The sequence below is a fragment of the Streptomyces sp. NPDC030814 genome (genome assembly GCF_055572155.1).
In genome coordinates this window covers 56,805-70,355 of sequence record NZ_JBVIDX010000019.1, presented here as the reverse complement: position 1 = coordinate 70,355, position 13,551 = coordinate 56,805, and the positions used below count along the sequence as shown (strand labels likewise).

The 13,551-nt window shown below is 69.1% G+C and carries 11 protein-coding genes and 3 pseudogenes; 13 read left to right on the top strand and 1 reads right to left on the bottom strand.

The window, feature by feature from the left end; all coding sequences use genetic code 11:
• Positions 1–280: 280 nt before the first annotated feature.
• The 10 genes and pseudogenes from ACZ43N_RS31175 to ACZ43N_RS31130 all read left to right on the top strand — a co-directional run.
• Entirely contained in the window at positions 281–1,585 is a 1,305-nt protein-coding gene (locus ACZ43N_RS31175) for an ABC transporter substrate-binding protein (protein WP_468102384.1), read from the top strand.
• 4 nt (positions 1,586–1,589) lie between these two features.
• A complete protein-coding gene (locus ACZ43N_RS31170; RefSeq protein ID WP_468102382.1) occupies positions 1,590–2,351 on the top strand; it encodes an ABC transporter ATP-binding protein in 762 nt (253 codons plus the stop codon).
• Positions 2,348–3,085: an ABC transporter ATP-binding protein gene (locus ACZ43N_RS31165; protein WP_468102380.1), complete on the top strand. Its 738-nt coding sequence runs from the start codon at positions 2,348–2,350 to the stop codon at positions 3,083–3,085. Before ACZ43N_RS31170 ends, ACZ43N_RS31165 begins: the two co-directional genes overlap by 4 nt.
• Positions 3,082–3,954, top strand: coding sequence for a branched-chain amino acid ABC transporter permease (locus ACZ43N_RS31160; RefSeq protein WP_468102378.1), 873 nt, complete (start codon positions 3,082–3,084; stop codon positions 3,952–3,954). Before ACZ43N_RS31165 ends, ACZ43N_RS31160 begins: the two co-directional genes overlap by 4 nt.
• Complete coding sequence (locus ACZ43N_RS31155; RefSeq protein WP_468102376.1) at positions 3,951–4,970, top strand: branched-chain amino acid ABC transporter permease; 1,020 nt, start codon at positions 3,951–3,953, stop codon at positions 4,968–4,970. Before ACZ43N_RS31160 ends, ACZ43N_RS31155 begins: the two co-directional genes overlap by 4 nt.
• Before the next feature lie 53 nt (positions 4,971–5,023).
• The gene (locus tag ACZ43N_RS31150) at positions 5,024–5,524 is read left to right on the top strand and encodes a MarR family winged helix-turn-helix transcriptional regulator (protein ID WP_468102375.1); all 501 of its coding nucleotides are present in this window, start codon (positions 5,024–5,026) and stop codon (positions 5,522–5,524) included.
• Between the two features lie 852 nt (positions 5,525–6,376).
• The gene (locus ACZ43N_RS31145; protein WP_033530157.1) at positions 6,377–6,610 is read left to right on the top strand and encodes a type II toxin-antitoxin system VapB family antitoxin; all 234 of its coding nucleotides are present in this window, start codon (positions 6,377–6,379) and stop codon (positions 6,608–6,610) included.
• A complete protein-coding gene (locus ACZ43N_RS31140; protein ID WP_468102373.1) occupies positions 6,607–7,014 on the top strand; it encodes a PIN domain-containing protein in 408 nt (135 codons plus the stop codon). The genes ACZ43N_RS31145 and ACZ43N_RS31140 overlap by 4 nt, the downstream gene beginning before the upstream one ends.
• A gap of 516 nt (positions 7,015–7,530) precedes the next feature.
• Entirely contained in the window at positions 7,531–7,830 is a 300-nt protein-coding gene (locus ACZ43N_RS31135; RefSeq protein ID WP_468102371.1) for a hypothetical protein, read from the top strand.
• A 165-nt stretch (positions 7,831–7,995) separates the two neighbouring features.
• Positions 7,996–8,931, top strand: a pseudogene (locus ACZ43N_RS31130) (transposase); the annotation flags it as partial.
• A gap of 226 nt (positions 8,932–9,157) precedes the next feature.
• On the opposite strand, the pseudogene ACZ43N_RS31125 reads toward ACZ43N_RS31130, so the two are convergent.
• Positions 9,158–11,088, bottom strand: a pseudogene (locus ACZ43N_RS31125) (Xaa-Pro dipeptidyl-peptidase).
• A gap of 472 nt (positions 11,089–11,560) precedes the next feature.
• Between ACZ43N_RS31125 and ACZ43N_RS31120 the strand changes: the two are divergent.
• From ACZ43N_RS31120 to ACZ43N_RS31110, 3 genes and pseudogenes are all read left to right on the top strand, one after another.
• Positions 11,561–11,668 (top strand): annotated as a pseudogene (locus tag ACZ43N_RS31120) (SIMPL domain-containing protein); the annotation flags it as partial.
• A gap of 88 nt (positions 11,669–11,756) precedes the next feature.
• A complete protein-coding gene (locus ACZ43N_RS31115; protein ID WP_390945609.1) occupies positions 11,757–11,852 on the top strand; it encodes a putative ATP-grasp-modified RiPP in 96 nt (31 codons plus the stop codon).
• A 225-nt stretch (positions 11,853–12,077) separates the two neighbouring features.
• On the top strand, positions 12,078–13,346 hold the full coding sequence (locus ACZ43N_RS31110; RefSeq protein ID WP_468102368.1) for a heparan-alpha-glucosaminide N-acetyltransferase domain-containing protein: 1,269 nt from the start codon (positions 12,078–12,080) through the stop codon (positions 13,344–13,346).
• The last annotated feature ends 205 nt before the right edge of the window (positions 13,347–13,551 follow it).

Sequence of the window (13,551 nt, the reverse complement as noted above, 5' to 3'; positions counted from 1 at the left end):
ATCAGTGAGAGGCGTCAAGTCCTTCGCCGCAACTTTTCCGCTGGGTGGCGGGATGGTGCGCGCAGGTCACGCCTCGGTAACCCCCTTGTCATCCGGCGTCGGTGTATGCATCATCATGGCCATCATCAGGGTTCCTGATATTGGGATGCTGCCCCGCCCCACCGGTGCGCTACAGGACCCGGCACCGCTTCCCGCTTCTTCCTGCCGGTTCGGCCTTCCTGCAGGTTTCACCACCCCTGCTTCCCCCTTGACGTGCCCGGAGGTATCCATGAGTGCACCCATGAAAAGTGATTTGTCCCGGAGATCCGTTCTCCGGGGCACGGCCGGAGCGGCTGGGCTGCTCTCCGCAGGGGGTCTGCTGACCGCCTGCGGCGGCATCAAGGAGTCCTCCGCGCAGAGCGACGCGGTGCTCCGGATCGGCTACGTCTCGCCCAGCACGGGCCCGGCCGCTGGCTTCGGCGAGCCGAACGCCTATCTCCTGAAGAGGGTGCGCGCCACCCTCAAGGACGGGCTGAAGATCGGCGGCAGGAAGTACTCCGTCGAGATCATCGACCGCGACAGTCAGTCGAACCCGCAGACCGCCGCGCAGGTCGCGACCGACCTGATCAACGGTGAGAAGATCGATCTGATGCTCGTCACCTCCACGCCGGAGACGGTCAACCCCGTGGCCGACGCGTGCGAGGCGGCCAAGATTCCCTGCCTGTCGACTGTCGTGCCGTGGGAGGCCTGGTACTTCGGCCGCGGTGCCACCCCCGAAAAGCCGTTCACATACACCTACCACTTCTTCCTGGGCGTCGCCGAGCTGCATGCCGCGTACACCTCCCTGTGGACGAAGGGCGGGGTGGAGACCAACAGGCGGGTCGGCGTCATGTGGCCCAACGACCCCGATGGCAAGGCGATCCGAGAGGGGCTCGGGCCGCAGCTGAAGAAGAGCGGGTTCAGGATCGTCGACCCGGGGGCGTACGAGGACGGGACGAACGACTTCTCGGCGCAGATCGCGGCGTTCAAGAAGGCGGACGCGGAGATCTTCAACACTTTCCCGCTGCCCCCCGACTTCGCCACCTTCTGGAGGCAGGCCCGGCAGCAGGGTTACCGGCCGCGCATCGCGAGCATCGCCAAGACCGGCCTCCTACCCTCCCAGGTCGAGGCGCTCGGCTCGCTCGGACATGGCCTCACGGCCGGCTTCTGGTGGTCGCCCAAGTTCCCGTACTCCTGCACCCTCACCGGCCAGACGGCCCAGCAACTGGCCGACGACTACGAGAAGTCGACAGGCAGGCAGTGGACCCAGATCATCGGATCGAACATGGCGCTTTTCGAGGTCGCGGTTCACTCCCTGAAGGCGACCTCCGACCCCAAGGACCGCAAGGAACTGGCGGCCGCCCTCGGCGAGGCCAAGCTCACCACGGTCGCCGGGCCGCTCGACTGGACGTCCGGGCCGGTGAAGAACGTGTCGACGGAGCCCCTGGTGATGGCGCAATGGCGCAAGGCCACGGGGAGCAGCAAGTTCGAGGTCGAGCCGGTCATCGTCGACAACGGCGCCTTCCGTGACATCCCTCTCGGAGGCAGCCTTGAGCCCCTCCGTTGAGCCGATGACCGCGAGCACCGACGTGGTGGTGCCGGCCGGCCAGGCTGCGCCGGTGCTCTCGGCGACCGGTATACATCGTCGCTTCGGGAGCCTGGTCGTCCTCGAAGGTCTCGACATCACCCTCGCCCCCGGCGAAGCTCTGGGCATCGTCGGCCCGAACGGCGCCGGGAAGACGACGCTGCTCGACATCCTCTCCGGGGCCCAGACGCCGTCCGATGGCAGCGTGACGTTCCGGGGCCAGGATGTGACCCGCTGGAAGGCGGACCGTCGTTGTCGCAGCGGCATCGGGCGCTCCCACCAGGTGCCGCGCCCCTTCGCCGGCATGACGACGTACGAGAACGTGCTGGTCGCGTCGGTGCAGGGCGGATCGCACCGTCGCCGGGCGGCCCAGCGGCACGCTCTCGCCGTACTCGAACGCTGCGGCATGCTCGCGCAGGCCAACCGGCCCGCTGCCGCGCTCACCCTGCTGGAGCGCAAGCGGCTGGAGATGGCGCGGGCGCTGGCGACCGATCCCCAGGTGCTGCTGCTGGACGAGATCGCCGGTGGTCTCACCGACGCCGAGACGGACGAACTGATCACCACCATCCAGCAGTTGCGTGCCGACGGCATCGCCATCATCTGGATCGAGCACGTCCTCCACGCACTGCTGCGGGTGATCGACCGGCTGGTCTGCCTCGCGCAGGGCCGGGTCCTGGCCGAGGGCGAACCGGACGCCGTCATGTCCGATCCCCGTGTCGTCGAGGCGTATCTCGGGAGCGCGGCATGAGTCTGCTGTCGGTAGAGGGTGTCGAGGTGCGGCACGGTCTGCTGCGCGCGGTCCGTGACGTGTCGTTCACCGTGGACGAGGGCGAGGTCGTGGCGGTGGTCGGCGCCAACGGCGCCGGCAAGTCCACCCTCATGCGGGCCATCGCCGGAGCACACCGGCCGGCCGTCGGCCGTATCGGCCTGGACGGTGTGGATGTGACGGCCCGAAGGGCCCACGACCGCGTCGCGGCCGGCATCGCACTGGTCCCGGAGGGGCGGCGGCTCTTCGCCGATCTCACCGTGAAGGAGAACCTGCTGGTCGCCTCCCGGGTAGGGCGATCAGGACCATGGGATCTGGCTGCCGTCGTGGCCGCCTTCCCCCTTCTCGACGGGCTGCTGAAGCGGCGTGCCGGCAACCTCTCGGGCGGTGAGCAGCAGGCTGTGGCCATCGGCAGGGCGCTGATGGCCAACCCCCGGCTGCTGCTGCTCGACGAGGTCTCGCTGGGCCTCGCGCCCATCGTGGTCGACACCCTCTACGAATCGCTCGGCACGATCCTGTCCGGCGGTACGACGGTGCTGCTGGTGGAGCAGGACCTCGGCCGCGCCCTGGGGGTCGCCCGGCGCGTGCTGTGCATGCTCGAAGGCCGCGTCGTCCTGGACGAGCCCGCCGACGCCGTCAGCCGCGAACAGGTCGTCGAGGCGTACTTCGGGCTGAGCCGCGCCGCGGCCGCCACCGTGCGGGAGGAGTCGGCATGAACTGGATCAACGCCATCGTGCAGGGCGTCATGCTCGGCGGTGTCTACGCCCTCTTCGCCTGCGGCCTGTCCCTGATGTACGGCGTGATGCGGACGGTCAACCTGAGCCACGGCGACCTCGCGGTCCTCGGCGCGTTCCTCGTCGCGGTGCTGGCCGCCGCCGTGGGCATCAGCCCGTTCTTCGCGGTCCTGCTGGTCCTGCCCGTGATGGGCCTGGTCGGAGTGGCCTTGCAGCGGGGCATCCTCAGCAAGGCGCTGCGCACCGGCGAGATGTCGTCGATGCTGGCGACGTTCGGTCTCGCCATCGTGCTGCAGAACGTACTGCTGGAGATCTTCAGCGCCGACTCCCGCTCCCTGGACGTCGGTTCGCTGGCCACGTCCGGTTTCCAGCTCGGGTCGTCGGTGAGCGTCCCGTACCTCGGCCTGCTCACCGTGACGGTGGCGGTCGCGCTGCTCGGCGGGCTCCAGGTGCTGCTGGCCCGTACGGGAATCGGCCGGGCGATCCGCGCCACCGCCGCCGACGCGGACACCGCCGAGCTGGTCGGTATCGACAGCCGCCGGGTGTACGCCTGGGCCGCCGCCATCGCTGTCGCCACTGCGGGTCTGGCGGGCGCGTTCTTCGCGATGCGGTCGTCGTTCAGCCCGTCCATGGGACCGACCCAGCTGCTCTTCGCCTTCGAGGTCGTCGTGATCGGAGGGCTCGGTTCGCTGTGGGGGACGCTCGCCGGGGGCATGGTCCTCGGCATCGCCCAGACGGTCGGTGCACAGGCCGATCCGCGCTTCTCCATCGTGGCCGGTCACGCGGTGTTCCTCGCGGTCCTGGCCTTCCGCCCGCAGGGACTGCTCGGCATGAGAAGGAGCCGCACATGACCACCGCATCACCGGTGACCCTCACCACCGCCACCGTCCACCGGTGGACCCCCGTCTCCCGTACGGCGTCCGGTGCCCTGACCGCCCTGCTGCTCGCCCTGGCGTTCGCGCCCCTCGTCTTCGCGCCCGAGGTGACCGCGAAGCTGACGGTACTGTTCGTCCTCGTCATCGTCGCGGCCATGTGGAACGCGCTGGCGGGCTACGCCGGTCTGGTCTCCGTCGGCCAGCAGGGCTTCATCGGTCTCGGCGCGTACGGTGTCTTCCTCCTCGTCGACCGAGGAATGAGCCCTTTTCCCGCGGTCGTCCTGGCGGCCCTGCTCGTCGGCGCCGTCGCCGTCCCCACTTCACTGCTCGCGTTTCGGCTCACCGGCGGGCAGTTCGCCATCGGCATGTGGGCGATCGCCGAGTTCTTCCGGCTGGTCGTGGTGAACACCCCTTCGCTGGGCGGCGGTTCCGGTCGCTCGCTCACCGATCTGTCGGCCACCGACCCGGCGGTGCGGCAGGCCCAGGTGTACTGGCTCGCCCTGGCACTGATGAGCCTGCTGCTGCTCGCCGTGTTTCTCCTGCTGCGCAGCAGGACAGGGGCTGCGCTGGAGGCGATCCGCGACGACCCGGTGGGCGCGGCCTCCGTCGGCGTACGGGTCACCTCGGCGAAGCGGCTGGTCTTCGTCCTCGCGGCGGTGGGCTGCGGGGCGGCCGGCGGACTCACCCTCGCCAACACCCTGCGTGTGCAGCCGGATTCCATCTTCGGGGTCCACTGGTCCGCGTACATGATCTTCATGGTGGTCATCGGTGGTCTCGGCACCTTCGAGGGACCGATCATCGGAGCGATCGCGTTCTTCCTGGTGCAGGACTGGTTCGGCGACAGCGGAGGCACCTGGTATCTGATCGGGCTCGGTGCGCTGGCCATCGGCATGACGCTGTGGATGCCCCACGGCCTGTGGGGTACCGTGGCACGCCGACGTGACCTGGAACTACTACCTGTCGGCCATCGGGTGAGGACACCAGCCGCCTGACTTCGTCACGGACTGGCCCGACCTCCCGACGACCGACCAAGAAGGTGCGCACGATGGCGGAGGCAGCCGATCGGGATCCGGCTTCGGGGGCGGGTCCGGACTCCGATCCGGACCCGCAGGGCCGCAAAGGTCCGCTGACGATCTATCTCGTCAAACAGCTCGAACTGGCCATCCGTTCCTTCATGGACGAGGCCCTGCGACCCTACGGGCTCACGACGTTCCAGTACACGGCCCTGACGGTGCTTCAGCACCGAGGCGGGCTCTCCTCCGCCCAGTTGGCCCGCCGCTCATTCGTCAGAGCCCAGACGATGCACGAGATCGTGCGGTCGCTGGAGGAACGCGGACTGATCGAGCGCGCCCATACGGCGGGCAACCGGCGGATCATGGAGGCCCGGCTGACGCGGAACGGGGAGGAACTGCTGGCGGCCTGCGCACCCGCGGTGCAGAAACTGGAGGACCGGTTGCTGCTGGACATGCCAGAGGAAGAACAGTCCGCTTTCCGGCAGGGCCTGGAGGACGGGTTCGCCTCCTTGACGGGGCGGCTTCACACCTGACGGCTGGGATCGCGGCCAGGAAGTCCGGGTCCGACACACGGGAAAGAGACGTCGTGACGACAGGGGGAGCCTGTCCGCTCGGCAAGCGGAGGCGCGAGACGCCGGACGCGACCTCACCGGGGTGAAATGGCACTGCCGCACTTCGACCTGTCAGTCGGTCGGCAGCAACGCCCGTAGGGCTGTGGTGGCGTGCGCGAAGTCCGATTCGGCGCAGTGGCGCAGGTGCTCCCAAGGAACCCGGAAGGCGACGCGACGCCATGCGCACCGCAGGATGCATTCAGGCGGTCCGGCCGAGGGTGATCTGAGCGGCCGGCCGCTGTCCCCGTCAGAGGTGGTGGCCGTGGCCTGTTCGGCCCCTCCCCGGTGGAGCTGAGCAAGGGCCAGTTGGGCGGTGACGAGCGCGCCACCAGCCACTGAGAGGGCGTCCGACGTAGGGCCTGAAGGAGCGTTGAGGCCGCAAGGACAGGCACAGACTGACCATCCGTCGGCCGTGGGTTCGAGTCCCACCCGCCCCACCACTCGCCAGGCGAGGAGAAACCTTCTGATCAGGCGTTTTCCTGGTCCGGGCGAGAGTCTGTGGGTCATGGCGGCCCGTGATGATCACGATTTCTTGATCGTCTGGACAAGGACTGGACGCCGATTCCGGTTAAGTCGGTCATGGCGCTTATGGGGCGTTTCGTGTCGGCGTCGGGCAGCTCTTCGCCGGCCCGTCCCGCAGTGAGAAGTGGGTCCATGTGGACGCCTTGACGACGGCGCGCCTCCCCTGCGGGGCCTGTTTGTGATTGATGGTCGCGCTCGATGTTGGTGATGTATCCTGGATGCATACATCGTGGATGTTGGTGGAGGTGTCCGGTGTCCGTCACGCAGATCGATCTCGACGACGAGGCGCTGGCCGAGGCCATGCGGCTTATGGGTGCCACGACGAAGAAGGAGACCGTCAACGCGGCCCTTCGGGACTACGTGGCGCGGATCAGGAGGCTGGAGGCCGCGGAGAAGCTGGCCGCGCGAGGTGAGCGCGGCGAGTTCGAGCAGGCCGCAGCGGCGCATGAAGCCGAGAAGCGTGCGCGGCGCGAGGCCTTCGAGTGATCACGTATCTGGTCGACACCTCGGCTCTGTGGCACCTGTTCCGTACCCCAGGTGCGCTACGCCCCTGGGAGGGACACATCGCCGCCGGGGTATTCCACCTCTGCGAGCCGACACGTACCGAATTCCTGTACTCGGCGACCAGCCCGTCTCACCGAGATGAGCTGGCAGAGGAACTGGACGCGCTCTGTCTGCTCTCTCCGGTTCCGAAGAACGCCTGGCGGTGGGCCGACACCGCCCAGTACAAACTGACCCAGAGGGGCCAGCACCGGGCGGCGGGAGCGATCGACCTGTTGGTGTGTGCGACAGCTGTGCACCATGGGCACACCGTCCTCCACGTGGACAATGACTTCGCGACGGTGGCCGGAGTCCTCAAGGAAGTGCAGCAGCGAGACGCACGAGCCTGATCTCCTGAGGCAGGAACACGTCTGTCGGCTTCTGACCTCGGTGATCGATGTCTCCGGGGTGCATCACTACGACCTATCCCCACATGCGCGAGGCCGATGGCTACGGCGCACCGAACGAGCCCGCCAACTTCGAGCTGTCCCCACGTGCGCGGGGCCGAGCGGCGGGCATTCGGAGGCGGCAGGAAGAACATGGAGCCATCCCCGCCCAAGCGGGGATGGCTTCCTGCGCGGAGACGCGGTATTGGCGTTCGCCGGGTCGTTTTGCGCACGCGGGGATGGCCTCGCCTACACGGGCGGAGTCTGCAGCAGCGCCGAGTGCTAGCACGATCGAGTCCCGTTGGCACCGACCGTGTCATGGGACGGAAACCGCCCCACTGCCCCCCATCGAGCGGTGATGGCCGATCGGCTCGATGTCCTCTGCCGTTCGGCGGGGGCGGGTCTGGAAGCTCGGCAGACGCGTCAGGGCGTGCGGACCACGCATGATCCCATCGACAACACAACGTCCTTGGAGGCACCATGCGCACTCGCACAGCCGCCTGCGTCGTACTGCTCGCCGTCACCGCCTTCACCACCGGCTGCGGAAGCTCCGAGAGCACCAACAAACCGAGCAAGCCCAGCAGCACCCCGGCCACCGCCGGCACCACACCGGCAGCCGCCAGCGCCGAAGACCTGAAGGCCTGTACGAAGGCCCTTAAGGCCGCAGTCGATGCGGACCCCGAGATCGACCAGTTGAACAAGCTCCCCGAGTGCGACGGCCTCAGTGAGAGCGACTACGAGAAGGCCGCGGCTGGAGTCATCAAGGACTTGAAAGGCTGAGACGCACTCCAGGACGCCATCGACGAGCCTCCACGACCGCTCCAGCCCTGGCCGGCCCCGACGAGCCGTGCACGAGCCGGCCCGACCGTCGAGGGCTGAAGGCCCCTGCTTCGCCCACACCTTCCGTTCTGGTGGTCGTCGCAACACCCCAGTTCAGGGGATGCGATGGACTTCGAGATTCGGAAGGTACGGAGCCCTCAGGGCCGCAAGAAGCTCTCTGCTGAGCGAGCTGCATACTTCCAGCTCACGCAGCAGGGTGTGAGCAACGAGGACGCGGGCCGATTCGTCGGGGTGAACTCGAAGACCGGCAGGCGCCGGCGCAACGGACGCAGACCGTCCGGCCGGGAACAAGGCGGCATCACTGATTCGTCCGGTGGTGCCGCCGTCCGCTTCTTCGTCGCGATGCCTGAGCCAGGACGAGCGATCTGCATCGCCGACCGGTGCGGGAGAAAGCGCCGGTCAGGGCCATCGCCGTTGAGCTGGGCCGCAGCCCGTCGACCGTCAGCCGCGAGATCCGCCGCAACCGCACCCCGGGCACCACCGGCCAGTGGCACTACCAGCCCTACGCCGCTCAAGCCCGTGCGGACAGCCGCTGCCCCCGCACCAGGCCCCGGAAGATCCACCAGAACCCCGAGCTGCGGGTCTTCGTCCAGGCCGGCCTGGACCGCCGGTGGAGCCGGAACGGATGTGCCTCGCTCTGAGGGCACAGTGTCCCGACCGGCCGGAGACGCATGTGGTTCACGAGACGGTCTACCAGGCCCTCTACGTCCAGGGCCGCGGGGGAACTGCGCCGTGAGCCGGCTCGCGCACTGCGCTCGGGACGGACCCGCCGCAAGCCCCAGCGGCAGACCCGCTTCCCGGACCCCATGGTCGTGATCAGCGAACGTCCCAGCGCCAGAAGGCGCTTCGGCGATCGGCACCCTCGTCGAACGCGCCACCCGCTGCGTGATGCTCCTGCACCTGCCCGACGGCCGCAGCGCCGAACATGTCCGGGACGCCCTGGTGGACACCGTCCGGACGCTGCCCGAACACCTGGTCCGCTCTCTCACCTGGGACCAGGGCGCAGAGATGGCCACCCGCAAGAGCTTCAGCATCTCTTCCTGCCCGGCACCTCCTCCGTCGGCGTCCCGGCCCGTTGTCGTGGCCGGGACGCCGACGGAGGCGTGGATGCTCTGGGTGTCCAGGACCACCAGGCTCGCCGCTCGGGTCGGCTGATCGTTTCCGTTTCTCCCGCAGCTGCCAGCGCAGCAGGTCGTGGATGATCCCGGACTCTCAGAACAAGCACCGCGGCCCTGGAAGGCTCGGTGGGTGCCGGCGCCCGAGCCGGTCAGTTGCCGGGGACGCGCTGGGCGGTGTGCGGTGCCCGCACGCCGTCCAGGACGCTGGCCTCGTGTGCGGCGGAGGTGCCGCCCGAGGTGGCGCGGGTGAACGCTGCGGTGCCGCCGAGGAGCGGGACGCGAACCGATGTACGGGCCAGGTCGAGGGTGAGCGTCGGGGTGGTGGACGGCGGGTCGATGAGGTTCTTGTCGGTGCCCGCGATGATCAGGGCCAGGCGGTGGCCCTTGGGGACGACGTGGTCGGTGGCCGCGAGGTCGAGCGTGATGGTGTAGGCCTTGCCCGGGGTGAGCCGGGCCCCCTTGCGGTCGGAGGCGTGGTTGCCGAGGTCGGCCCACCCGCGGCTGAACACGGTGTGGTCGACGGACTTCTTCTTCGTCCGCGTTGCTTTGAAGCAGGCGCTGTCGCCCCTGGTGCTGCTGCCCCAGCAGGTGCGGTTGGTGAGGGTGGTGATGCCCTCGGCCTTGTGGGCGTAGTCCCGGATGGTGGCGGGGCCGAGGTCGACGAGGACGGCGGAGAGATGGGCTGTCGAGGTGGTCGGGGTGGCGGTGGCGGTGACCTTGGTGGAGCCGGACAGACGCAGGTCGCTGGTGAGCGGCTTGGTCAGGAAGCCGGCCTTCTCGGGCGTCGTGCTGCCGATGTGTGCCGCCCAGTCGGTTTCGCTGCGCGCCCGGTTGTCTGTGAACGTCTCGGTGCCGGTGCCCTTGTTCAGGCCGAGGGTCCCCACGCCCGGCCGGCTGCCGGTGCCCGGGTACAGGGTGGTGGTGTGCGTGGCGCGCGGCGGCCAGAGCTTCGAGGTGACCCACTGGGCGGGGTGGCGCTCGATGTCGGCCATGGGCTCACGGTCGATGCCGTTGTCGTAGCCGAGGAGTTCGTGGTCGAACCAGCGGTGCAGGGTATGGACCCAGTCTGCGCGCCGGAAGTCGAAGGGGTCGACGTGACCGGTCTGGGAAAGCCAGATCTTGCGCTCGACGCCGTTCTTGGCGAGGGCTGCCCACCACTGCCCGAAGTGCTTGGCGCGGACGTTGAGGTCCTGCGTCCCGTGCACGAGGAACACGCTCGCGCGTATCTTCGCCGCGTCCTTGACGTAGTCGCGCTGGGTCCACAGTGGCGTCCAGTCACCGCTGCGCGGGGCCCCGTTGATGAGCTTGCGGTCCGTGGCCGCACAGTGTCGGGAGGCGTCGTCGCTCTGCACTGCGAAGGACAGCCAGTCGGGGCCGAACTCGGACAGCGGGGCACCCTTGGCGAAGTAGTAGTCGTACCAGGAGGAGATGGCGCCGATCGGGACGATGGTCTCCAGGCCCTCGACGCCGGTGGCGGCGACGCCGTTGGCGATGGTGCCGTCCCAGCTCTTGCCGATCATGCCCGTGCGGCCGTTGGTCCAGGTCGCCTTGACGGCGGTGCCGCCGCGGCGGCTGGTGTAGGCCCTGGCGCGGCCGTTCAGCCAGTCGATGACGGCCTTCGCGGACCGGATGTCGCTGCGGCCGCCGACATCGACGCACCCGTCGGAGCGGTTGGTGCCGGCGAGGTCGACGCCGACGAAGGCGTAGCCGCGGGGAACGAAGTAGTTGTCGTAGAACAGCGGCATCCGGCTGACGCGACCGCGCGTGTCGTACGTCTTCTTCTGGTCTTCGTTGCCGCGCCCGCAGCAGGAGTAGTACGGGCTGGCGTCCATGATGACGGGGACCTTGCGGCCGAGCCGGGCGGGTTCGCGGGGCCGGACGATGTCGGCGGCGACGCGGTCGTTCCTGCCGTCGCCATCGCCGTCGAGTCCGGTGTCCACCCAGACGGACTCACGGACGGCATGGGCTAGGAGTAGACCGGTCGGCTCTCCTTCGGGGCGGGGGCGGCCTGGGCCGCCGCCGGGGTGAGGAGGGCGGCCAGCAGGGCGGCGACCGACACGGTCGCGTATGTTCTGATCATGCGCCCAACGTCGCCGGTCCGGACGCCCTGACGCCTCTGCCAAGCTTCCGGACCACGCCCCGACGAATGGCGGAGGACGCGGAGCCGATCGGCCATCACCGGGAGCGACTCCGGTGCCGCAGCGGGAGCCGAGACGCGCCTGCATCGTGCCCTCGCAGCCCCTCCGTCCGGGCCGGTAGCCCGCGCCGTGCAAGAGGCGTGGGCCGTAGTCGGCGCGCACACCTGGCATGACGATCAATCAGAACGACGACAATCCAGAGCACGAGTACTGCACCGGACACCGGCCTCGACGGCGATGGCGGCGACGATGCCGCCGGTAGAGCCTGGAAGAGCACCGCAGTGATCAGAGTGTGGGAACCCTGGGCTGGCCCGCCCGGGCAATGCTCAGTTCCGCTGTCCCGTTGGCAGGCGTGCACCCAGTGGGCGGGCGGCAGCCTTCTGAGCGGCGTCGACGGCGTAGGCCGACGGGGCAGCCCAACTCACCGACTTCACCGCCCTCGGCGAACTCACCACCCGCCTCGCCGAGCTCGACCTCACCAGCGTCGACGGTCCCTGGTGGGCCCCCGACAGATCGTCACCGCCCGAGTCGAAGCCCACATCGTCATGACCCCACCACGACTGCGACCGGAAGCCGCTCCACTCTCCGGCGCTCACCAGAGGGCCGCACTGTGCAAGACGACACAGAAGTCACCGACGCCGCCGGTCAGGTGGTCGAGATGGGCAAGCACCGTACGTCCCGAACGACCGGCACGGCGTCACCGTGAACCACCCGGGGGGTGTGGTACCGACCGCGGACTTCATCGCGTCAGCCCCTCCTGCCCTTTGCCGGCTGTCGCGGGCGGGAGATGGCGCCGCTTGTCCGGGCCGAGGTCGAACGTTCACTGGTGCTTGGTGATGGCCGATCGGCTCGGTGTCCTCTGCCATTCGGCGGGCGTGGTTCGGAAGCTTGGCAGAGGCGTCAGGGGGTCCGGACCGGCGACGTTGAGCGCATGACTCAGATCGAGATCTCGCACGAAGCGCCGCCTCCGCTGCACGGGGCACCGGTTGAGCCCGCCGGCGTGGTCGAGCAGGGGCCGTCGGTGGGGCGGTTGGTCGGGGTGGACCTGGCCCGCGCGCTGGCGGTGTTCGGCATGTTCGCGGTACACGTCGCCCCACCTGCCGAGGACGTGGGTGGCTTCGGCGGCCGGCTGCTGGAACTGACCGAGGGCCGGTCCTCGATCCTGTTCGCCACCCTCGCCGGGTTCTCGCTGATGCTGATCGCCGGCCGGCGGGAGCCGAAGACGGGCCTGGCCGGCCGGCAGGCGAGGGCCCGGATCGTGATCCGGGCTGTGGTCCTGCTGGTACTGGGCACCGTGCTGACGATGCTCAAGACCGGCATCCTGGTGATCCTCGCCTTCTACGGGGTGTACTTCCTGCTGGCACTACCCCTGATACGGCTGCGGGCCAGGACCCTCGCGATCATCGCGGCCGTGCTCGCGGTCGTCGGCCCGCAGGCGGCGTTCGGCCTGAAGTGGCTGCTGGGGGAATCGACGGCGAAGAGCATCGACGCGTACGACCCGATCGCCCGGCTCGGCGGCGACGGACTGCTGAGCCTGCTGCTCCACGGTTACTACCCCGCGATCACCTGGATGCCGTTCGTGATCGCGGGCATGACACTGGCCAGGCTCGACCTGGCCGCCGTCACGGTGCAACGGCGGCTGGCCGCGCTCGGCCCCGCGCTGATGGCGCTCGGATACGGCACCGCCTGGCTGACGGTAAGGCTGTACCCGCCCATTCAGGCGGACAAGGCCGCTCTGAAGGACATCTTCGCGAACCTGGATCCGAACTCCATCGAATCCCTGCGACCGGGATCGCCGGCCTACGACTACATCCACAACAAGGTTACGGACAGCGCGAACTCGGCCGCGTCGCTGCTGGGAGCCGAGCCGCACAGCGGTACCACCTTCGAGATCATCGGCGGCCTCGGCGTGGCGATCACCGTGCTCGTCTGCGCGACCGTGGCCATGGCCCGGCTGACGTGGCTGCGCCGGCTGGCGAGCCCGCTGATCGCCGTGGGCACCATGTCCCTGACCCTCTACGTCGCCCACGTCGCCGCCTACGCCATGCTGCCCGACGGAGCCACCGCCACCTTTGTGCCGCTGCTCGGGTTCATCGCCGGGGCCATCCTGTTCGCCACCGTCTGGTCGCAGTTCTTCCGCCGCGGACCGCTGGAGTACCTGCTCAACAGCACCACCAAACTGGCGAAGTTCGTCCGGTGAGACGCGGCGAGTCAGGGCACGTTCGCCCTTCGCCCGAACCAGTTCGGCCCTGGCCGGGTCCGGATACGATGACCACGGGCCCCGTCCTCGGGCACGGTCGGCGCCCATCACGGGCTACCGGTCATCACCGCTCCACTGCTGCGGCTGGTGACCCCGGCCGGCGTGGCCCGGAGGCGGCTGCGCCCATCGGTCGGGCGACCGCCCG

Excerpts from the sequence above, each read along its gene's own strand:
- ACZ43N_RS31160 (WP_468102378.1), top strand. The coding sequence starts at position 3,082 with ATGAACTGGATCAACGCCATCGTGCAGGGCGTCATGCTCGGCGGTGTC.
- ACZ43N_RS31135 (WP_468102371.1), top strand. The coding sequence starts at position 7,531 with ATGCGCACTCGCACAGCCGCCTGCGTCGTACTGCTCGCCGTCACCGCC.
- ACZ43N_RS31165 (WP_468102380.1), top strand. The coding sequence starts at position 2,348 with ATGAGTCTGCTGTCGGTAGAGGGTGTCGAGGTGCGGCACGGTCTGCTG.
- ACZ43N_RS31170 (WP_468102382.1), top strand. The coding sequence starts at position 1,590 with ATGACCGCGAGCACCGACGTGGTGGTGCCGGCCGGCCAGGCTGCGCCG.
- ACZ43N_RS31150 (WP_468102375.1), top strand. The coding sequence starts at position 5,024 with ATGGCGGAGGCAGCCGATCGGGATCCGGCTTCGGGGGCGGGTCCGGAC.
- ACZ43N_RS31155 (WP_468102376.1), top strand. The coding sequence starts at position 3,951 with ATGACCACCGCATCACCGGTGACCCTCACCACCGCCACCGTCCACCGG.
- ACZ43N_RS31175 (WP_468102384.1), top strand. The coding sequence starts at position 281 with ATGAAAAGTGATTTGTCCCGGAGATCCGTTCTCCGGGGCACGGCCGGA.
- ACZ43N_RS31110 (WP_468102368.1), top strand. The coding sequence starts at position 12,078 with ATGACTCAGATCGAGATCTCGCACGAAGCGCCGCCTCCGCTGCACGGG.